This is a genomic window from Pseudomonas sp. BIGb0278 (assembly GCF_024809895.1).
Lineage (GTDB): Bacteria > Pseudomonadota > Gammaproteobacteria > Pseudomonadales > Pseudomonadaceae > Aquipseudomonas > Aquipseudomonas shirazensis.
On record NZ_JANUEL010000009.1, the window covers coordinates 44,435 to 63,874 of the forward strand.

The window sequence follows — 19,440 nt, forward strand, 5'->3', positions numbered from 1 at the left end:
GCCGAACGTTACTCCGGCTGCGGGCGTAAAGCGATCATTTCAGCGCCCCAGGCGGGCTGGCAGGCTGCGCTTGCAGCCGGAGGCGCTAATGGTTTGGTCGTAATCCAGTTGCCTAGCCTTGAGTTACTGGCCAATAATCGCGCAATTGAGAATCAATGCCAGAAGCCAATGAATCCCGTAGCCATTCACCACTCGAACATTCTCGCCATCGAAGACGACCCGGTCCTCGGCGCTTACCTGCACGAAGAATTGCAGCGCGGTGGGTTTCAGGTGACCTGGTGCCGCAACGGCCTTGACGGTCTGGAAACAGCAGGCCGGCAGGTGTTCGATGTGGTCCTGATGGATATCCTCCTGCCGGGGCTGAACGGCCTCGATGCACTCGCGCAGCTGCGGCGCAAAAGCGCCACGCCAGTGATCCTGATGTCGGCCCTGGGCGCTGAAGCGGACCGTATCACCGGCTTTCAGCGCGGCGCCGATGACTATCTGCCAAAGCCCTTCAGCATGGCCGAGTTGCAGGTGCGCATCGAGGCGATCCTGCGCCGGGTTGAGCTGGAGCGCCGGCGCCAGGCACCGCAACCTGTCGAGCCAGGCGAGCTGCGCTTTGATGACGCTATCAGCGATGTTTGCCTCGGCTCCAACTGGGCCGGCCTGACCCCCAGCGAATATCGCCTGCTGGACACCCTCTACCGCAGTCCGGACGAGGTGCTGAGCAAGCCGCTGCTGTATCAGCAAGTGTTGCAGCGGGGTTACTCCCGCCACGATCGTAGCCTGGACATGCACGTCAGCCAGATCCGCCGCAAGCTCAAGGCGGTCGGTTACCACGAGCGGCAGATCGTCACCGTTTGGGGCAAAGGTTATGTGCTCAGCGCCGGCGAGGGCTGAACCATGCTCGATCGACATTCGTTGTTCTGGCGCCTGGCGATTTTGCTGGTGGGCTTTTGCCTGTTGATGATCGGCCTGAGCTACAGCTGGGGTCGCTACATGGAAACCCAGAATGCATTTCTCTCCAAGCCCGCCCGGCAACTGCTGCAGGCCTACGCGGTCGAGGCTGAGCAGGCCTGGCACGAGGGCGGCCAGGCCGGCATCGATCAATGGTTGCAAGGCATGCGGGCGCGTGAGCAGGGCTTTGTCGGCGTCATCAACAGCCACCTGCACAGCTTGAGCAGTACCCCGCTGACGGCCGAGCAGACCCAGCGCCTGACCCGCCTGCGCCAGGTCGACTGGCCGATGAGCCGACGCAGTGTCGATCAACCGTGGCTGCGCTTGCCGTTCGCCGACCCCGCCGCGCAGGCCATGTTGGTCATCGAATTGCCCACGCGGCTCAATCCGGGCCAGTACCTGTGGCTGTGGCGGATCCTGATCAACGGGGTGATTCCCGGCCTGTTCACCTTGCTGCTGTGCGTGGGTCTGTACCGCATGCTGATTGTTCCGTTGAACCAGCTGCGCGAGCAGGCCAATGCCTGGCGCGCCGATCAGCTCTCGGCGCGGCTGGACGCGACCACCATGGGCCGACATGACGAGCTGGGTGAGCTGGCGCGTGCCTTCGACCAGATGGCCGAGCGCCTTCAAGGCACCGTGGCCTTGCAGCAACAACTGCTGCGCGACCTGTCCCACGAAATGCGCACGCCGCTGAGCCGCTTGCGGGTGGCCGGCGATGGCGAGGCTGACCTTGGGCGCCTGCGCGAGCGCGTCACGCGGGAGGTCGATTGCATGCAGCAACTGGTCGAAGACACCCTGCAACTGGCCTGGCAGGACGCCGAGCGGGCGCCAATGAATCTCGAACCGATCCAGCTGCAGGCGCTGTGGGACATGCTCGCCGAGGACGCCTGCTACGAAAGCGCCTGGCAGCCTGCACGTCTGCGCTGTGAATTGCCGGCCACCTGCTGGGTGCAGGGCAACCTCAACCATTTGGCCCAGGCCGTGGAAAACCTGTTGCGTAATGCCATTCGTCATTCGCCTGGCGACGGCGTGATCACCCTCGGCGGTCGGCGTGAGGGCAGTTACTGGCGGATCTGGCTGGAAGACCAGGGCGGCGGTGTGGCCGAGGACGATCTGGAGCGTATCTTCGCGCCGTTTTCGCGGCTGGACGGTTCGCGCCCCGGCGACGGCGGCTTTGGCCTCGGCCTGAGCATCGCCCGCGGCGCCATTCAACGCCAGGGCGGGACGCTTTGGGCCGAGAACGGCAAACGCGGCCTGCGCCTGTGCATGCGCCTGCCAGCGCACGTTGAAGCGAGCGAATCGGCGCCGGCACAGCTGCTATATAGCTGACAGCTATATCGACCACAGATTGCGTGATATGGCCGGCAAGGGAATGCCGGTATGATAGGCGCCCCTGTCGTTTTGATTGCGAAAGACACCATGACCCTGCAGTACCCAACCATCGCCGATTGCGTCGGCAATACGCCTCTGGTTCGCCTGCAGCGCCTCGCAGGTGCGACCAGCAATACCTTGTTGCTCAAGCTCGAAGGCAACAACCCGGCCGGCTCGGTCAAGGACCGCCCGGCACTGTCGATGATCACCCGCGCCGAACTGCGCAACCAGATCAAGCCCGGCGACACCCTGATCGAAGCGACCTCCGGTAACACCGGCATCGCCCTGGCCATGGCTGCGGCGATCAAGGGCTACAAGATGATCCTGATCATGCCCGACAACTCCACTGCCGAACGCAAGGCAGCGATGACCGCCTATGGCGCCGAGTTGATCCTGGTGAGCAAGGAAGAGGGCATGGAGGGCGCCCGCGATCTGGCCGAAAAGCTTCAGGCCGAAGGCCGCGGGTTGATCCTCGATCAGTTCGCCAACGGCGACAACCCGTTGGCCCACTACACCAGCACCGGCCCGGAGATCTGGCAGCAGACCCAGGGCAGCGTCACCCATTTCATCAGTTCGATGGGCACTACCGGCACCATCATGGGCTGCTCGCAGTACCTCAAGGAGCAGAACCCGGCGGTGCAGATCGTTGGTCTGCAGCCCATGGACGGCTCGTCGATTCCCGGCATCCGGCGCTGGCCTGAGGAATATCTGCCAAAGATATTCGACGCCACTCGAGTTGATCAGGTGATCGACATGTCCCAGGCCGAAGCTGAACACGTCACCCGCCGCCTTGCCCGTGAAGAGGGCATTTTCTGCGGTGTGTCCTCTGGTGGTGCGGTGGCCGGCATGTTGCGCCTGTCGCAGCAGGTGGAAAACGCCGTGATGGTCGCGATCGTCTGCGACCGCGGTGATCGCTATCTTTCCACTGGCCTGTTCGACGCGACCTGATGACCAAGAAAAGTAAAGGCGGCCTGCGTTTCCAGCCGGCCGGCGGCGATCGTGCTGCGCAAGTTCCCGTAGGCAAGAAGCAGCGCCTGGACATCGAGCGCCTGGCCGGTGATGGCCGCGGCATCAGTTTTCATGAAGGGCGAACCTGGTTCGTCAGCGGCGCCCTGGCCGGCGAAGCGGTGGAAGCGCGGGTGCTTGGTGCCCGTGGCAAGATCGTCGATGCGCGCCTTGAGCGGGTCCTGCAAGCCAGCCCCGAGCGGCGCCCGGCGCCGTGCCGGCACTATGATCGTTGTGGCGGCTGCAACCTGCAGCACCTGCCGCACGCCGAGCAGCTCGCGCTCAAGCAGCGCATGCTCGCCGAGCAGTTGCAGCGGGTGGCCGGGATCCAGCCAGAGCAATGGGCAGCGCCGTTGTCCGGGCCTGAATTCGGCTACCGCCGACGCGCGCGGATTGCCGTGCGCTGGGACGTCAAGAATCGTCAGCTGGAAGTCGGTTTCCGTGCCGAGGCCAGCCAGGCGATCATCGCCATCGACGAATGCCCGGTGCTGGTACAGCCCTTGCAAACGATCCTGCGGCATTTGCCGACGGTGTTGCGCAGCCTGAACAAACCGCAGGCGCTGGGCCATGTCGAGTTGTTCAGCGGCAGCGCCGAGGCCGTCCTGCTGCGCCACGTGGCGCCGTTGCCAGAGGACGACCTGGCACGGCTGCAGGCCTTCTGCAAAGAGGCGGGCGCCCAGCTATGGTTGCAAGGGGAGGGCGAGCCTGCGCCGGTCGAGGCCGGGCAGACCCTCGGTTTCACTTTGCAGCCGTGGCAGATGCAGCTAGCGTGGCGCCCGGGCGATTTTGTTCAGGTCAACGCCCAGGTCAATACGGCCATGATCGAGCAGGCCCTGGCCTGGCTCGCACCGCAGCCTGACGAGCGTGTGCTGGACCTGTTCTGCGGCCTGGGCAACTTTGCCCTGCCGTTGGCCAGGCAGGCCCGCGAAGTGGTGGCAGTGGAAGGCGTGCAGGTGATGGTCGAGCGGGCGGCAGCCAATGCCCGTGATAACAATGTGCATAACGCGGCGTTTTTTCAGGCCGATTTATCTCAACCTCTGGCAGGTGCCGAATGGGCCGCCGAGGGTTTTTCTGCGGTACTCTTGGACCCACCGCGCGACGGTGCTTACGAGGTGGTGCAAGGCATCGCCCGCCTCAAGGCCAAGCGGCTGGTGTATGTCTCGTGTAACCCGGCGACGCTGGCGCGTGACGCGCAGGTGCTGGTCGCCCAAGGGTACCGGTTAACAAGGGCCGGGATTCTCGACATGTTTCCTCAGACGGCGCATGTCGAAGCCATGGCGTTATTCGAAGTGGGCTAGCCAACGCTGGCCCTCTTGGTGCGGCTTCCAGGGAATGGTAGGCGCACGGTGATTGTCAGTGCGGCCGTGGGCTGCGCTGTATGGAAAGGTAAAGCAAAGATGGTACAGGTGAGAGTGCACCAGCCGGTCAACAGCGACGGCAGTATCAATCTCGAAGCGTGGCTGGATCATGTGGTGAGCGTCGATTCGGCGTTGGACCGGGTGAACCTGAAAGAAGCCTGCGAGTTCGCCCAGGAAGTCGAGAAGAAGGGCAACCCGGCCAAGCATTCGTGGGCGGACGGGACGTCCAGTTTCCAGGCCGGCCTGGAGATCGCCGAGATCCTTGCCGATCTCAAACTCGACCAGGATTCGCTGGTCGCGGCGGTGATCTACCGCGCAGTACGTGAAGGTAAGGTCACCTTGGCCGAGGTCGGTCAACGCTTTGGCCCGGTAGTGTCGAAGCTGATCGACGGCGTGCTGCGCATGGCCGCCATCAGTGCCAGCCTGAGCCCGCGCCAGTCGCTGGTGCTCGGCTCGCAGGCGCAGGTCGAAAACCTTCGCAAGATGCTCGTGGCCATGGTCGACGACGTGCGCGTCGCCCTGATCAAACTGGCCGAGCGCACTTGCGCGATTCGTGCGGTGAAAGCCGCCGATGAAGAAAAACGCCTGCGCGTGGCCCGCGAGGTGTTCGACATCTATGCGCCACTGGCGCACCGGCTGGGTATCGGGCATATCAAGTGGGAGCTGGAGGACCTGTCCTTCCGCTATCTTGAGCCTGACCAGTACAAACAGATCGCCAAGCTCCTGCACGAACGCCGGCTGGACCGCGAGCGCTTCATCAACGATGTGATGAACCAGCTGCAGAACGAGTTGCTGGCCACCGGCGTCAACGCCGATATCAGTGGCCGGGCGAAACATATCTATTCGATCTGGCGCAAGATGCAGCGCAAAGGCCTGGAGTTCAGCCAGATCTACGACGTGCGCGCCGTGCGCGTGCTGGTCCCGGAGATCCGCGACTGCTACACCGCCCTGGGCATCGTCCACACCCTCTGGCGGCACATTCCCAAGGAATTCGACGACTACATCGCCAACCCCAAGGAAAACGGCTACCGCTCCCTGCACACCGCAGTGATCGGCCCGGAGGGCAAGGTGCTCGAGGTGCAGATCCGCACCCACGGCATGCACGAAGAAGCCGAGCTCGGCGTCTGCGCGCATTGGCGTTACAAGGGCACCGACGTCAAGGCCAGTTCCAACCACTACGAAGAAAAGATCTCTTGGCTGCGCCAGGTGCTGGAGTGGCACGAAGAGCTGGGCGACATCGGCGGCCTGGCCGAGCAGCTGCGTGTCGATATCGAGCCTGACCGGGTGTATATCTTTACCCCCGACGGCCACGCTATCGACCTGCCCAAGGGCTCGACACCGCTTGACTTCGCCTACCGCGTGCACACCGAGATCGGCCACAACTGCCGTGGCGCCAAGATCAACGGCCGCATCGTGCCGCTCAACTACAGCCTGCAGACCGGTGAGCAGGTCGAGATCATCACCAGCAAGCACGGCAGCCCAAGCCGCGACTGGCTGAACTCGAACCTTGGCTACGTCACCACCTCGCGTGCACGGGCGAAGATTGTCCATTGGTTCAAGCTGCAGGCGCGCGATCAGAACGTCGCCGCCGGCAAGACCCTGATCGAGCGCGAACTGAGCAGGCTTGGCCTGCCTCAGGTCGATTTCGATCGGTTGGCCGAAAAAGCCAACGTGAAAACCGCCGAAGACCTGTTTGCTGCCCTCGGTGCCGGCGACTTGCGCCTGGCGCATCTGGTCAACGCAGCCCAGCAGTTGCTTGAGCCGGAGCGGATCGAGCAGATCGAGCTGACCCCGCGCAAGCCGTCTGGTGTGCGTAACGGCAAGCGTGCCGATATCCAGATCCAGGGTGTCGGCAACCTGTTGACGCAGATGGCCGGCTGCTGCCAGCCGCTGCCCGGCGAGGCGATCGTGGGCTATATCACCCAGGGCCGCGGTGTGACCATTCACCGCCAGGACTGCGCCTCGGTGCTGCAACTGAGCGGGCGTGAGCCGGAGCGGATCATCCAGGTCAGTTGGGGCCCGGTGCCGGTGCTGACCTACCCGGTCGACATCATCATCCGCGCCTACGACCGCCCAGGCCTGCTGCGTGATGTGTCGCAGGTGCTGCTCAACGAGAAGATCAACGTGCTGGCGGTCAACACCCGCTCGAACAAGGAAGACAACACCGCCTTGATGTCGCTGACCATCGAAATCCCCGGTCTGGATGCCCTCGGGCGTCTGCTCGGGCGGATTTCGCAGTTGCCCAACATCATCGAGACGCGGCGTAACCGTACTCCTTAGAACCGCGGGGACTCTTTCGCGGCGGTCCGGCGTCCCGGTGATCCCGCTCCCACAGGTCGATCAGGGCCCCTGGGAGTGGGTTTACCGGGACGCCGGACCGCCGCGAAAAGAGCGCAACCGAAGGACCTGCCATGACTTACACCCTTGAAGACCTGCTGCACCTCATGGCCCGTCTGCGTGACCCGCAGCATGGCTGCCCATGGGACTTGAAGCAGGACTACGCAAGCATCGTCCAACACACCATCGAAGAAGCCTACGAGGTGGCCGACACCATCGAGCGGGGCGATTTCGCCCACCTGCAAGGTGAGCTCGGCGACCTGCTGTTCCAGGTGGTTTACTACAGCCAGCTGGCCCGCGAAGAAGGCCGTTTCGAGTTTGCCGGCGTGGTCGACGGCATCACCCGCAAGCTGATCCGCCGCCACCCGCATGTGTTCCCCACCGGCGAGCTGTACGCGCCGCTGGACACGCCGAGCCTGAGCGAAGCCCAGGTCAAGTCGCGCTGGGAAGAGATCAAGGCCCAGGAGCGCGCCGAACACAGCGTGCCCGAGCAGTTGTCATTGCTTGACGACGTTCCCGCGGCCTTGCCGGCTTTGTCGCGTGCCGCCAAGCTGCAAAAGCGCACGGCCACGGTCGGTTTCGACTGGCCCGACCCGCTGCCGGTGCTGGACAAGGTCCGTGAAGAGCTGGATGAAGTGCTGCAGGCCATGGCGGATAATGATGCCGATGCATTGGAAGACGAGATCGGTGACCTGCTGTTTGCCACGGTCAACCTCGCCCGCCATCTCAAGCAAGACCCGGAAAACGCCCTGCGTCGCGCCAATCGCAAGTTCGAGCGGCGTTTTCGCTTCATCGAACAGGCCTTGCGCGACAGCGGCAAGCCTATCGAATCCTGTAACCTTGATGAATTGGACGCCCTTTGGGGTGAAGCCAAACGCCAAGAAAAGAACCTGCCCAGCTGCGGCTGAGCTGTTGCATAAGTGAGTGAACATCCATGAGCCTTTCCCTTCGCGACCAATTGCTCAAGGCCGGTCTGGTTAACCAGAAGCAGGTCCAGCAGACCAACAAAGCAGAAAAGAAACAGAAGCGCCTGGAACAAAAAGGCCAGGTCGAGGTGGACGACACCCAGCAGCGTCTGGCCAAAGAGGCCATGGCGGAAAAAGCCAAGCGTGATCAGGAGCTGAATCGCCAGCAGCAGGAGAAGGCCGAGCAAAAGGCCCGGGCGGCGCAGGTCAAACAGTTGATCGAGGCGACCCGCCTGCCCAAGTTGACCACCGAGGATTACTACAATTTCGTTGACGACAAGAAGGTCAAGCGGATTGCGGTGAACGCGCTGATGCGCAGCAAACTGAGCAATGGCTCGTTGGCTGTAGTGGCGTTGGGTGGGGGTTACGAGGTGATCCCGCGGGAGGCGGCGGTGAAGATTCAGGAGCGTGATCCTGGGCGGATTCTGTTGCTCAACACGCATGTCGAGGAGGCCGATGAGGATGATCCGTATGCGGCTTACAAGATTCCTGATGATTTGATGTGGTAACGCCCGTCACGGGTGGTGTATTTAGTTACAAAGGGCTGCTTGGCAGCCCTTTTTCATGCAGCGCCTGGTGGGGAAACTGCCAGGCGCGTTGATCGATACAGGGGTTATTGCTGGCGCTGGTTCTCGAGGGTTTCGAGTTCGGCGCGGTATTGCTGGGCTTCGTGTTCCTGGTGGAACATGCCCACCAGTTCGCCTTGCTGGTGGACGTCCCAGATCCGCACACCGGCGGCCAGGCCTTCATGGGACATTTTCGATTCGTCGCGTTCGGTTACTTGGACTGTCATCGTTGAAAACTCCACTTTGAGTTGGCTGCGGCAGAGTGTCGCAGGACTTAGTTATAGGGTTTATTAGCAGGCTAAGTAAATAAACTCGGCATGAAGGATTTTTCATCGACCTAGGATCGTGCGCTTTCTGAGCAGCCTTGCCGGGCGCAGGGCCGGACGGAAGCGGCTACGCAGCGCCCTTGGCTATCTCTGAACTGCTCACTGTTGCTGTGGGCAGCGCTGGCTTTGGTTCTTGTGCGGCGGGATCAGGCGTCCGGCTGGGCAGCCCTTTGCCTTAGGTAGCGAACTTTCCTACACCCTTATCAGAAACCGTCCAGGTCCCTGAAAAGCGTCAGCTCGGTATGGTTGGCAGGCAACAAAATCCGTGAAAACACGCGGCCCGCCCCCCGCCCCGTCGGCAACTCATTGACCCTATCGGCGACGCTTGCAGACGCTGAAAAGGACGCCACCATGAACAGCATGGACAAGCTCTTCGCTATTCATCAGGCTGCCTGCGAGGCCCTCAGCGTACCGTTAGCCGCAGGCCCTGCAGTCAGCTGCACCCGCAGCTTCACCATTCTGCCGCTGCGCTACGCCGCCGTCGGCGGCAACTCCGGCATGCGCGAGCGCCTGCCGCAATCTTTCGTCATTCTTCGCGGATCATCAAGTTAGGCCTCGTTCTTATCTCGCCCGCCTTCCTCATCCTCGGCCTAAGCCACTGGCTAAGCCTGCTGTTGTGCTGGAAACCGCGCTGGCCAAAAATCATCCGCGAAGCAGGGCTACCCGGAAAACCCATCCCGCCGCTGACCACTTTGGCCGACAGACCGCCTCATATCCAGGAACGCCTGCGTGAGAACGCCCATCTTTGGGCTATCCGCCCGGGCCAGCGGCCGGCGAAAAAACCACGCGTTGCCCGTAGGCCAGCGAAAGCCGACAACCGATGCACTACAGCTGGGGAGTCTTTCAGCGATGAGCTCCATCGTTCTGATGAACACTCTCGGTAAGCCCCCAGGTCCAGCGCAAACGCACTCATATTCAACCCATAAAAAACCCCACATCAAAGTGGGGTCCTTTCACAGCGGATTCAGCTCAAGACAAAATCAATTGCCTTTCACCGACCGCCCATCAACCGTACCATCCTGCAGCACGATCACGTATTCCTTGCCATCAGTCTCAACCTGACGCAACTGCACCAGCAGATAATCCCAATCCTTGGCGAACCAAAGCTCGGTAATCCGCTTGCTCTGGCTAGGATCACGCACGCGCTCGACCTTGATCGCATCGACCTGCCCAGTCTTGGTAGTCACCTTCTCAGTGCCCAAAACCCGGAAGTCATAGGTATCGATCTCATCGCCATCGACGACCTGATACGACACACTCTTCTTGCCCGCCGCCACGTCATGCTGCAGTGCCAGCTGATACGAAGACTTGTCCAGCACGCCACGATTCAACGGCAGACTCACCGCATCACCACGGTCGCTACCGGTGACTTTCTTGCTCGCCCAGTCAAAGTCCAGATCGACTTTCTTTGCCTTGCCCAGGCCACCGCGTTCGAAGTGGTAGGTCTGCGGCAACAACGCATCCTTGTCCACCCGTACGGTGCTTTGCTCGGTCAAGCTGGCAATCATCATTGAAGCCTTGAAGTTCAGGCTCCAGGTCCCGTTGGCATTCTTCACCAGGCTACGCTCGGCGGTGCCGCTCATGGGCAGCTGCTTCCAGTCGGCGGTGTAGCTGGCCGAGAAGGGCTTCAGATCAGCTGCCTGAAGAGGCAGGGCAAGCACGGCGAGAGCCATCAGCAGGGCGCGACGCATAAAATCTCCTAGGGACGAATCAAGTGACCGCTGGCCGCCAGCGGCTGGCCATCCAGTAACGCACCGTGCTCGCCCAGACGCAAGCGTCCTCCGGCGAACCAGCGCACCGCCAGCGGGTAGATCTGGTGTTCCTGGTGGTGAACCCGGGCTGCCAGGCTTTGCACGGTGTCATCTGCTGCCACCGCAACCACTGCCTGTACGACCAGAGGCCCGCCATCGAGTTCCTCGGTGACAAAGTGCACGCTGCAACCGTGCTCGCCATCACCCGCTTCCAGGGCGCGCTGGTGGGTATGCAGGCCTTTGTACTTGGGCAGCAACGAAGGGTGGATATTCAGCAGGCGGCCTTGATAGTGACGCACGAAGCCGCCGCTGAGGATGCGCATGAAACCGGCGAGCACCACCAGGTCCGGGGTGAAGCCGTCGATCAGCGCCATCAGCGCTGTATCGAATGCCTCACGACCGGTGAAACCCTGATGCTCCAGCACCGCAGTCGCGATGCCGGCCGCTTTGGCCCGTTCCAGGCCGTAGGCATCGGCGCGATTGGAGATCACTGCGCAGATGCGCACCGGACCGTCTGGCTTACAGCTGTCGAGCAGCGCCTGCAGGTTGCTGCCGGAACCCGACAGCAACACCACAACATTACAGGTCTTGCCCGGCATCAGTGCGCCTTGAGGTTCTGCAGGTCGACCTGAGGTGCGCCTTCGGCGGCATCGGCGATCTGGCCGATCACCCATGGCTGCTCACCGGCTGCACGCAACACGTTGAGGGCGTTTTCGACCTGGTCCTGGCCAACGCAGATGACCATGCCCACGCCGCAGTTCAGGACGCGGTGCATTTCGTGCTCGTCGACGTTGCCTTTTTCCTGGAGGAAATCGAACACTACTGGACGCTGCCAGCTGGCCACGTCGATGATCGCCTGGGCGTTTTTCGGCAGGACGCGCGGGATGTTGTCGAGCAGGCCACCACCGGTGATGTGGGCCATGGCCTTGACGGCGCCAGTGTCCTTGATCAGCTTGAGCAGCGGCTTGACGTAGATGCGCGTTGGCGCCATCAGCAGGTCGGCCAGCGGCTTGCCGTCGAGCTGGGTGCTCTCGATGTCGGTCGCGGAGACTTCGAGGATCTTGCGGATCAGCGAGTAGCCGTTGGAGTGCGGGCCGGACGAAGGCAGGGCGATCAAGGCGTCACCGCTGGCGACTTTCGAGCCATCGATGATCTCGGCTTTTTCGACCACACCGACGCAGAAGCCGGCCAGATCGTAGTCTTCACCTTCGTACATGCCAGGCATCTCGGCGGTCTCACCACCGACCAGCGAGCAGCCAGCCAGCTCGCAACCTGCACCAATACCGGTTACCACGGTCGCTGCAACGTCAACGTTGAGCTTGCCGGTGGCGTAGTAGTCGAGGAAGAACAGCGGCTCGGCGCCGCAGACGATCAGGTCGTTGACGCACATGGCGACCAGGTCCTGGCCGATGCTGTCGTGGCGGTTCAGGTTCAGTGCCAGGCGCAGCTTGGTGCCGACGCCGTCGGTGCCGGAGACCAGCACCGGCTGTTTGTAGCCGGCCGGGATCTCGCAGAGGGCGCCAAAGCCGCCCAGGCCACCCATGACCTCAGGGCGTGCGGTGCGCTTGGCCACGCCCTTGATGCGTTCGACCAGTGCTTCGCCGGCGTCGATGTCTACACCGGCGTCTTTGTAGCTCAGGGAGGGTTGCTTGCTCATTGATCCAGGCCTTTAGAGGTAGGGATACGGAAAAACGACCGCGACGGCCAAGGCCGGCTGTTGCAGCGGCGGCTGCCTGTTCGTCACTGGTCTGCGAAGGCGCGCGATTTTATCAGGGTTGCCGGGCAGCGGCCATCCTCAGGCCGACGGGCAGGGCGGTAAATGTTTAAAAACATCCTTTCATGGGCCGCGACTGGTTGCCTGACCGGTCGCTGTATAAGGTATAGGTATGGCGCGGGGACAAAATTGCCGGCGGACGGAGCGATCGACAGGCGCTGCGGTCACAGCCAGCAGGTACAGGCTCCGCGCCCTCGTTCATCTGGACAGGAATCCTCCATGCGTTTTCTCAATTACCTGGCTGCCGGTTGCCTCGCCTTGCTGGCCAGTGCGGCCCAGGCCGAAAGTGTTGCCGGGCTTTATCAAGTACGTGAAACGGTCGACGGCCAGGGCAGCGAGGCCCGCTCCCAGGCCACAGCACGTGCGCTCGACACGTTGATCCTGCGTCTGACCGGCGATCCGAAGGCGCCGCAGTCGCCAGCCCTGGCCGCGCTGCGCAAGGACCCGCAACAGATCATCAATCAGGTCGGCAACGAGGCCGGCCCGCCCGAGAGCGTGCTGGTCGAGTTTGACGCAGGCAGTACCGAGCGTGCCTTGCGTCAGGCTGGCCTGGCCTTGTGGGGCAGCAATCGGCCGTCGATCCTCAGCTGGTGGTTGAACGACAGCGTCGACGGCAGCAGCCTGCTCGGCGATGGCCAGAGCGCCGCTGAGCCGCTACGCCGCGCTGCGCAACATCGCGGCCTGCCGCTGCGCTTGCCGTTGGCCGACCTGCAGGAGCAACTGGTCGCCAATGCCAAGCAGCTGGAAGGCAAGGATCCGAGCGCGCTGCGCGAAGCTTCCGAGCGTTACGCTGCCGATGCGCTGTTGGCCGTGCACGCTCGTGAAGCCGACGGCAAGTGGCAGGGCAAATGGCAGCTGTGGCTGGGTGACCAACGTGAGCAAGGCGATGCCGAAGGCGCTGATCAGGCGGCCTTGGCCGACGCGGTGATGCTGGCGGTGAGTACTCGTCTGGCGCCGCGCTATGTCACTCGACCGGGTGCCAGCAGCGAGCTGCTGGTGCAGGTACAAGGCATGAACCTTAAGCGTTATGCAGAGCTCAGCCGCGTGCTCGAACCCTACGGTCCGCGCCTGCAACTGGCCGATGGCGACAAGCTGACCTATCAGGTCAGCGGCAACCGCGAGCAACTGCGCGCCCAGCTGGGCCTGGCCAAACTCCGTGAACTGCCAGCCGAACCGGCCGCCGCCGCACCTGCAGCCCCTGTTACAAATGAACCAGCCGGGGCTGCGCAAGCTCCGGCAGCGAAACCTTTCGATGGCTTGCGCTTTGCCTGGTAAGAGAAAACATGAACATGATGACTGATCAGCGTCGCTGGGTATGGCTGGGCGTGGTCCTGGTAGTGGCGGTACTGCTGTATAGCCTGCACAACATCTTGTCGCCGTTTCTGGTCGGCATCCTTCTGGCGTATCTGGCTGACCCGTTGGTCGACCGCCTGGAGCGGGCGGGTCTGTCTCGCACCTGGGGCGTAGTGGTGGTGTTCGCCTTGTTCACGCTGATCTTCATGGCCTTGCTGCTAGTGCTGATCCCGATGCTGGCCAAGCAGCTGGTACGCCTGTACGAGCTGACGCCGCAGATGCTCGACTGGCTGCAGCATGTGGCACTGCCGTGGGTGCAAAGCCGCCTGGGCCTGGCCGATGGTTTCTGGAAGTTCGACAAGATCAAGGCCGCCATCAGCGAGCATATGGGCCAGACCACCGACATTGTCAGTGCGGTACTGAGTCAGGCCACGGCGTCGAGCCTGGCCCTTCTTGCATGGCTGGCGAACCTGGTGCTGATCCCGGTAGTGGGCTTTTACCTGCTGCGTGACTGGGACCTGATGATGGCCAAAGTGCGCAGCCTGCTGCCGCGTCAGCGCGAGGCACAGATCGTCGAGCTGGCAGGTGAATGCCACGAAGTGCTAGGTGCATTTGTTCGTGGGCAGTTGCTGGTGATGCTGGCGCTGGGGGTGATCTATGCCAGTGGCCTGATGCTGGTCGGCCTGGAGCTTGGCTTGTTGATCGGCCTGCTGGCCGGCCTTGCTGCGATCGTGCCTTATATGGGCTTTATCATCGGCATTGGCGCGGCGTTGATTGCCGGGCTGTTCCAGTTCGGCGGTGATCTCTATCCGATGCTGGGTATCGTTGCTGTGTTCATGGTCGGCCAAGCGCTTGAGGGCATGGTCCTGACTCCGCTGCTGGTAGGCGACCGGATTGGCCTGCACCCGGTGGCGGTGATCTTTGCCATCCTCGCCGGCGGTGAGCTGTTTGGCTTCACCGGTGTCCTGCTGGCCTTGCCGGTAGCCGCGGTGATCATGGTGCTGCTGCGCCATGCCCACGAGATGTACAAGGAGTCGGACCTGTACGGCGGCGAAGAAGACCCTCAGCTTTAACGCGGAGGAGGGGGCTGCGAGTACAGCCCCGCTTCGGTGCAAGCCCTTGATTTTACTTGCCCTCTCGCCGGCCCTGATTGTGCCGCCCGCGCTGCAGGTATAGACTTTGCAGACTTTCCTCCAAGGCCCCGTGGTCCTCGTGACCGTCAGCCCAGCATGAAACCGATCCAGTTGCCCCTGGGTGTGCGTCTGCGAGATGACGCCACCTTCATCAACTACTATCCGGGCGCCAATGCCGCAGCACTGGGCTATGTCGAGCGCTTGTGCGAAGCCGACGCCGGCTGGACCGAGAGCCTCATCTACCTATGGGGCAAGCAGGGTGTGGGTCGCACCCACCTGTTGCAGGCTGCCACCCAGCGTTTCCAGCAGCGCGGAGAGCTGGCGGTCTACCTGCCCCTGGCGCAGTTGCTCGATCGCGGTATCGAGCTGCTCGATCACCTCGAACAGTACGAGCTGGTGTGCATCGACGATCTGCATGTGATCGCTGGTAAAGCCGACTGGGAAGAGGCCATGTTCCATCTGTTCAACCGCCTGCGCGACAGCGGCCGACGCTTGCTGCTGGCCGCATCCAGTTCGCCGCGCGAATTGCCGATCAAGCTTGCCGACCTCAAGTCGCGCCTGACCCTGGCGCTGATCTTCCAGATGCGCGGGCTGTCCGATGAAGACAAGCTGCGCGCCCTGCAACTGCGTGCCTCGCGCCGCGGTTTGCACCTGACCGACGAGGTCGGCCATTTCATCCTCACCCGCGGCGCGCGCAGCATGAGTGCGTTGTTCGATCTGCTCGAGCGGCTTGATCAGGCCTCGCTGCAGGCTCAGCGCAAGCTGACCATCCCTTTTCTGAAAGAAACGCTGGGCTGGTAAAGCCCTGAAACCAGCGGTCTACAGCGTAAAAACGGAAAAGTCACATTTTTTTCGATAAAATTTGCAAATGACCCTGATAGAAGGCATAGTCGCAGCCTCCTTTAGAACTAAAGACACGGTCGTGCACATGCTCAAGCACTTCGCACCCCTCGTGCCACTCGCACTTGTGACCCTGCTTTTTGGCTGCGCGGCGCATAGCCCGGTTTCCCAGCCCCAGGATCACCCACAGGTTGCCGCACATTCTGCGGACCTGATCAAACCTTCCGCTTCTTCGGTCTTCGGCGAAGAGCCAATGGCTACCGACGAAGACCTCGAGGCGTTCTCCAGCAGCAAACCTTACCAGTTGCCAGTCCTTGCCGACAGCATCCTGGAGCGCGGCATGGCCTTGATCGGCACCCGCTATCGCTTTGGCGGCACTTCGGAGAAGTCCGGTTTCGATTGCAGCGGTTTCATCGGTTATCTGTTCCGCGAAGAGGCTGGCATGAACCTGCCACGCTCGACCCGCGAGATGATCAACGTCGATGCACCGAAAGTAGCCCGCAACAAGCTCAAGCCAGGCGACCTGCTGTTCTTCAGCACTAACGGCCGCGGTCGCGTAAGCCATGCCGGCATCTACCTGGGTGACAATCAGTTCATCCACTCGAGCAGCCGTCGCAGCGGTGGTGTGCGTATCGATAATCTCCAGGATCGTTACTGGAGCAAGACCTTTATCGAGGCCAAGCGCGCCCTGGCCATGGCGCCAACGATGATCTCGCGTAACTGATAGCCAGTTGCTATATTCGCACGGCGGCGATGCTTAAAAAGCTCGCCGCCGTGCGCATTTACAGAAAGCGTCTAATCTAATTTCTCAACTCTTTTCGACTGCGGTCGATCGGCCTCTACAGGAAGTTTCAGCCATGGTGACAGTGGCGCGCTTCGCATTTCTTTCGCTGGTGGCGATGCTCGCTGCCTGCTCCAGCCGTGCTCCGGCACCGGCACCTGTGGTTCAGCCACAAATCATCTTCAATCAACAACCCAGCTCTTCGCCGGTTGCGGCGGATGTGTTGTTCCGGGCTATCGGGTTGGTTGGCACGCCTTATCGCTGGGGCGGCAATACGCCGGATTCGGGGTTTGATTGCAGTGGGCTGATTGGCTATGTGTACCGGGATGCTGCTGGTATCAGCTTGCCGCGGTCGACTCGCGAGATGATTGTGATGCGGGCGCCTAGCATTGATGTCAATTCGCTGCAGTCGGGGGATTTGGTGTTCTTTGCTACCGGGGGCGGCTCGCAGGTTAGCCATGCCGGGATCTATGTCGGGGAAGGGCGCTTTGTGCATGCGCCGCGGACTGGCGGGACTGTGCGGTTGGATTATCTGAGTAATAGCTATTGGGCCAAGGCGTATTTGCAGGCCAAGCGAGTATTGCCGGCTGGGCATTTGGCGCAGAATCCCTGAATTAGCGATCTACGCGTCCCTGTGGGAGCGGCCGTTAGCTGCGAAGGGCTGCGTAGCGGCCCCTGCGCTTCACAGCGCTCGCCGGCCATCCATGGCCGGCACCTCCCTTCGCAAGACCTGCGCTCGGCCTCCTGAGTCGCCGGTGGATCAAGATCAAAAGCAGATCAAGAGCACGCCTCGCTTCGCTGGCGCAAATCAAGAGCACGCCTCGCTTCGCTGGCGCATATCAAGAGCGAAAGTCAAAAGCCGGGGCTGCTCAGCGCTCTCATTGCTTTGCTGCGCTCACACGCCAAATCACATTGCCCACATCATCCGCTACCAGCACGCCCTCGCGCTGATCGCTGACCACGCCAACCGGTCGGCCCATTGCCTCACCTTGTTCACTCAAGAAACCGCTCAATAGGTCCAGCGCCTGGCCTGCTGGCTTGCCGTCCGCATCGAACGGCACAAAGATCACTTTGTAACCACTGTGTGGCTTGCGGTTCCACGAACCGTGTTGACCAATCAGCGCGCCACGGCCAAACGGTGCGGGCAACAAACCTGGCTCGATAAACGCCAGGCCAAGCGAAGCGGTATGTGGCCCCACGGCGTAATCCGGTACCAGCGCCTGGGCGACTTTGGCCGGGTCTTGTGGTTGCACCCGCACGTCCACGTGCTGCCCGTAGTAGCTGTACGGCCAGCCGTAGAAACCGCCATCCTTGACCGAGGTGATGTAGTCCGGGACCAGGTCGCTACCGATCTCGTCGCGCTCATTGACCGCCGTCCATAGCGCCCCCGATTGCGGCTGCCAGGCCAATCCATTCGGGTTGCGCAGCCCGGAGGCGAAGATGCGGTGGCTGCCGGTTGCGCGGTCCACTTCCCAGATCGCCGCGCGGCCTTGCTCTTGCTGCATGCCGTTCTCTGCCACGTTGCTGTTGGAGCCTACCGTGACGTACAGCTTGCGCCCGTCGGGGCTGGCGATCACGTTCTTGGTCCAGTGGTGATTGAGGGTGCCACCCGGCAGGTCGGTGACCTTCTGCCCGCGGCCGTCGATCTGCAACGCATCGGTCACGTAATCGAAGCGCAGCAGCTTGTCGGTGTCGGCGATGTACAGGTCCTTGCCTACCAGCACCATGCCGAAGGGCGAGTTGAGCCCTTCGATAAAGCGGCTGCGGGTTTCGGCGACGCCGTCATGGTCGCGGTCGCGCAGCAGGGTGATGCGGTTGGCGGTGGGGACGCCGGCACCGGCCTTGGACATGGCTCGTTTCATGAACCAGCCGCGCAGGCCTTTGCCGTCGTCCGGCTTGGCCGGTGCGTTGGTTTCGGCGACCAGCACGTCGCCATTGGGCAGCACATACAGCCAGCGCGGATGGTCGAGATGGTCGGCAAATAGCGCAACCTGAGTGCCGGCCGCTGCAACCGGTTTGCCACCCTGCGGCCAGCCGACCGCCGGCGCGACGTTGACGGTTGGCAACAGGGTTTTGTTTGGCGCCGGTAACTGCGGTGTGGGGCCGATGCCATCGTCGACTCTGAGGCTGGCGGTCTCGCCGCAGCCGCCGAGGCCTGCGAGCAAGGCGAGCACAACGGCACTGCGCATTCTGTCCATGGGCGGGCTCTCGACAAGGGCTATGGCATACAGAACCATAGGCGCCGGGCGAGGTTCAACCCGGCGCGGCGCAGGGCTGCTTCACGCTTGCTTGAACAGCAATGCAACACCAGGGAAATACTGGCCGAGCTCGTTGTGCAGCTTGCGATAGGCGTACGGGAAGTACCAGGCCACGGCGCAGGTGGTGTGCTTTTGCAGGTCATCGACCAGGTCCTGGAGTTCTTCCGGGCTGGCGTGCTGGCCGGCTTTCCACGGGCTGACGAACAGCGCCCCGGCTTTGAGCTGGCTGGCATAGGCAATCGGCTTGGCGGCGCTGGTGGTTTCTTGCAGGGCGGCGGTCAGGTCGAGCCGGGCGATGCGCGGCCAGCGCTGGCTGGCGTGCAGATGGATCGACTCCTCGGCGGTGCTGATGGCCAGGTCGCAACGGCCTTCGCGCTCGCCTTCTTCGCGTTGCTTGCTGCTGGCAAACTGGGTCAGGGCGACCAGCTCGGCTTGCCAGGCAGCCGCAGCCAGCAGGCCGACGTTGGCCGCTGCGCCATGCCAGTAAGGCGCGTCGCTGGCATGGTTGAGTTCGGCGAAGCGATCGATGCAGTCGACCCAGCGCTCCAGGGCAGGACGCAAAAACTCCAGGCGCGGATTGTTGATGATCAGACCTTGCATGCTGCGCACTCCTTATTGTGATTATCGCGGTCAGCTACAGTGATGGCGATATGATATCAATGCTAGCAGTCTGCGCTGTACTGTCGAATCGGCCATTGATCCAGGCCAAACCGGCCTTGTTTCATTGACGCTCCCGGTGCAAC

At 62.3% G+C, this 19,440-nt stretch carries 19 protein-coding genes; 13 read left to right on the plus strand and 6 right to left on the minus strand.

The window, feature by feature from the left end:
* The first annotated feature begins 168 nt into the window (after nt 1-168).
* The 7 genes from M2396_RS23175 (at nt 169) to M2396_RS23205 (ending at nt 8,484) form a co-directional block, all read left to right on the plus strand.
* Nucleotides 169-882: a response regulator transcription factor gene (locus M2396_RS23175; protein ID WP_101321752.1), complete on the plus strand. Its 714-nt coding sequence runs from the start codon at nt 169-171 to the stop codon at nt 880-882.
* A 3-nt stretch (nt 883-885) separates the two neighbouring features.
* A complete protein-coding gene (locus M2396_RS23180; protein ID WP_101321751.1) occupies nt 886-2,268 on the plus strand; it encodes a sensor histidine kinase in 1,383 nt (460 codons plus the stop codon).
* Between the two features lie 90 nt (nt 2,269-2,358).
* Nucleotides 2,359-3,258 carry a cysteine synthase CysM gene (gene cysM, locus M2396_RS23185; RefSeq protein ID WP_150573746.1) on the plus strand — a complete coding sequence of 300 codons (900 nt, stop codon included), beginning with the start codon at nt 2,359-2,361 and terminating at the stop codon, nt 3,256-3,258.
* A complete protein-coding gene (rlmD, locus tag M2396_RS23190; protein ID WP_150573747.1) occupies nt 3,258-4,613 on the plus strand; it encodes a 23S rRNA (uracil(1939)-C(5))-methyltransferase RlmD in 1,356 nt (451 codons plus the stop codon). Before cysM ends, rlmD begins: the two co-directional genes overlap by 1 nt.
* Before the next feature lie 99 nt (nt 4,614-4,712).
* Nucleotides 4,713-6,953, plus strand: coding sequence for a GTP diphosphokinase (gene relA / locus M2396_RS23195; RefSeq protein ID WP_101321749.1), 2,241 nt, complete (start codon nt 4,713-4,715; stop codon nt 6,951-6,953).
* Nucleotides 6,954-7,084: 131 nt separating this feature from the next.
* A complete protein-coding gene (gene mazG / locus M2396_RS23200; RefSeq protein WP_101321748.1) occupies nt 7,085-7,918 on the plus strand; it encodes a nucleoside triphosphate pyrophosphohydrolase in 834 nt (277 codons plus the stop codon).
* Between the two features lie 26 nt (nt 7,919-7,944).
* Entirely contained in the window at nt 7,945-8,484 is a 540-nt protein-coding gene (locus M2396_RS23205; RefSeq protein WP_101321747.1) for a DUF2058 domain-containing protein, read from the plus strand.
* Nucleotides 8,485-8,588: 104 nt separating this feature from the next.
* On the opposite strand, the gene M2396_RS23210 is transcribed toward M2396_RS23205, so the two are convergent.
* Nucleotides 8,589-8,768 (minus strand): hypothetical protein, encoded by a 180-nt coding sequence (locus M2396_RS23210; protein ID WP_101321746.1) that lies wholly within the window; start codon nt 8,766-8,768, stop codon nt 8,589-8,591.
* Nucleotides 8,769-9,218: 450 nt separating this feature from the next.
* On the opposite strand from M2396_RS23210, the gene M2396_RS23215 reads away from it, so the two are divergent.
* Complete coding sequence (locus M2396_RS23215) at nt 9,219-9,419, plus strand: hypothetical protein (RefSeq protein ID WP_259078909.1); 201 nt, start codon at nt 9,219-9,221, stop codon at nt 9,417-9,419.
* A 428-nt stretch (nt 9,420-9,847) separates the two neighbouring features.
* Here the strand turns inward: M2396_RS23215 and M2396_RS23220 are convergent, their stop codons facing one another.
* Genes M2396_RS23220 through purM form a run of 3 tightly spaced genes read right to left on the minus strand, consistent with a single transcriptional unit; the run spans nt 9,848 to nt 12,275 of the window.
* On the minus strand, nt 9,848-10,558 hold the full coding sequence (locus M2396_RS23220) for a DUF3108 domain-containing protein (RefSeq protein ID WP_101321744.1): 711 nt from the start codon (nt 10,556-10,558) through the stop codon (nt 9,848-9,850).
* 8 nt (nt 10,559-10,566) lie between these two features.
* Complete coding sequence (gene purN / locus M2396_RS23225) at nt 10,567-11,217, minus strand: phosphoribosylglycinamide formyltransferase (RefSeq protein ID WP_259078911.1); 651 nt, start codon at nt 11,215-11,217, stop codon at nt 10,567-10,569.
* A complete protein-coding gene (gene purM, locus M2396_RS23230) occupies nt 11,217-12,275 on the minus strand; it encodes a phosphoribosylformylglycinamidine cyclo-ligase (protein ID WP_101321742.1) in 1,059 nt (352 codons plus the stop codon). Before purM ends, purN begins: the two co-directional genes overlap by 1 nt.
* A 336-nt stretch (nt 12,276-12,611) precedes the next feature.
* Between purM and M2396_RS23235 the strand changes: the two genes are divergently transcribed.
* The 5 genes from M2396_RS23235 (at nt 12,612) to M2396_RS23255 (ending at nt 17,052) form a co-directional block, all read left to right on the plus strand.
* A complete protein-coding gene (locus M2396_RS23235) occupies nt 12,612-13,667 on the plus strand; it encodes a DUF2066 domain-containing protein (RefSeq protein WP_259078912.1) in 1,056 nt (351 codons plus the stop codon).
* A gap of 17 nt (nt 13,668-13,684) precedes the next feature.
* Nucleotides 13,685-14,758, plus strand: a complete 1,074-nt coding sequence (locus tag M2396_RS23240) for an AI-2E family transporter (RefSeq protein WP_259078962.1) — start codon at nt 13,685-13,687, stop codon at nt 14,756-14,758.
* A gap of 156 nt (nt 14,759-14,914) precedes the next feature.
* Nucleotides 14,915-15,619, plus strand: a complete 705-nt coding sequence (gene hda / locus M2396_RS23245; RefSeq protein ID WP_101321740.1) for a DnaA regulatory inactivator Hda — start codon at nt 14,915-14,917, stop codon at nt 15,617-15,619.
* Nucleotides 15,620-15,746: 127 nt separating this feature from the next.
* Entirely contained in the window at nt 15,747-16,382 is a 636-nt protein-coding gene (locus M2396_RS23250) for a C40 family peptidase (protein WP_101321739.1), read from the plus strand.
* Between the two features lie 133 nt (nt 16,383-16,515).
* Nucleotides 16,516-17,052, plus strand: a complete 537-nt coding sequence (locus tag M2396_RS23255; protein ID WP_101321738.1) for a C40 family peptidase — start codon at nt 16,516-16,518, stop codon at nt 17,050-17,052.
* Nucleotides 17,053-17,317: 265 nt separating this feature from the next.
* Here M2396_RS23255 and M2396_RS23260 read toward each other — a convergent pair whose 3' ends face one another.
* Entirely contained in the window at nt 17,318-18,637 is a 1,320-nt protein-coding gene (locus tag M2396_RS23260; protein WP_150572519.1) for a sorbosone dehydrogenase family protein, read from the minus strand.
* 81 nt (nt 18,638-18,718) lie between these two features.
* Nucleotides 18,719-19,297 (minus strand): hypothetical protein, encoded by a 579-nt coding sequence (locus M2396_RS23265; RefSeq protein WP_150572520.1) that lies wholly within the window; start codon nt 19,295-19,297, stop codon nt 18,719-18,721.
* Nucleotides 19,298-19,440 lie beyond the last annotated feature (143 nt).

Coding starts and splice junctions, on each gene's coding strand:
- M2396_RS23175 (WP_101321752.1), top strand. CDS start 169: ATGAATCCCGTAGCCATTCACCACTCGAACATTCTCGCCATCGAAGAC.
- M2396_RS23180 (WP_101321751.1), top strand. CDS start 886: ATGCTCGATCGACATTCGTTGTTCTGGCGCCTGGCGATTTTGCTGGTG.
- cysM (WP_150573746.1), top strand. CDS start 2,359: ATGACCCTGCAGTACCCAACCATCGCCGATTGCGTCGGCAATACGCCT.
- rlmD (WP_150573747.1), top strand. CDS start 3,258: ATGACCAAGAAAAGTAAAGGCGGCCTGCGTTTCCAGCCGGCCGGCGGC.
- relA (WP_101321749.1), top strand. CDS start 4,713: ATGGTACAGGTGAGAGTGCACCAGCCGGTCAACAGCGACGGCAGTATC.
- mazG (WP_101321748.1), top strand. CDS start 7,085: ATGACTTACACCCTTGAAGACCTGCTGCACCTCATGGCCCGTCTGCGT.
- M2396_RS23205 (WP_101321747.1), top strand. CDS start 7,945: ATGAGCCTTTCCCTTCGCGACCAATTGCTCAAGGCCGGTCTGGTTAAC.
- M2396_RS23210 (WP_101321746.1), bottom strand. CDS start 8,768: ATGACAGTCCAAGTAACCGAACGCGACGAATCGAAAATGTCCCATGAA.
- M2396_RS23215 (WP_259078909.1), top strand. CDS start 9,219: ATGAACAGCATGGACAAGCTCTTCGCTATTCATCAGGCTGCCTGCGAG.
- M2396_RS23220 (WP_101321744.1), bottom strand. CDS start 10,558: ATGCGTCGCGCCCTGCTGATGGCTCTCGCCGTGCTTGCCCTGCCTCTT.
- purN (WP_259078911.1), bottom strand. CDS start 11,217: ATGCCGGGCAAGACCTGTAATGTTGTGGTGTTGCTGTCGGGTTCCGGC.
- purM (WP_101321742.1), bottom strand. CDS start 12,275: ATGAGCAAGCAACCCTCCCTGAGCTACAAAGACGCCGGTGTAGACATC.
- M2396_RS23235 (WP_259078912.1), top strand. CDS start 12,612: ATGCGTTTTCTCAATTACCTGGCTGCCGGTTGCCTCGCCTTGCTGGCC.
- M2396_RS23240 (WP_259078962.1), top strand. CDS start 13,685: ATGACTGATCAGCGTCGCTGGGTATGGCTGGGCGTGGTCCTGGTAGTG.
- hda (WP_101321740.1), top strand. CDS start 14,915: ATGAAACCGATCCAGTTGCCCCTGGGTGTGCGTCTGCGAGATGACGCC.
- M2396_RS23250 (WP_101321739.1), top strand. CDS start 15,747: ATGCTCAAGCACTTCGCACCCCTCGTGCCACTCGCACTTGTGACCCTG.
- M2396_RS23255 (WP_101321738.1), top strand. CDS start 16,516: ATGGTGACAGTGGCGCGCTTCGCATTTCTTTCGCTGGTGGCGATGCTC.
- M2396_RS23260 (WP_150572519.1), bottom strand. CDS start 18,637: ATGGACAGAATGCGCAGTGCCGTTGTGCTCGCCTTGCTCGCAGGCCTC.
- M2396_RS23265 (WP_150572520.1), bottom strand. CDS start 19,297: ATGCAAGGTCTGATCATCAACAATCCGCGCCTGGAGTTTTTGCGTCCT.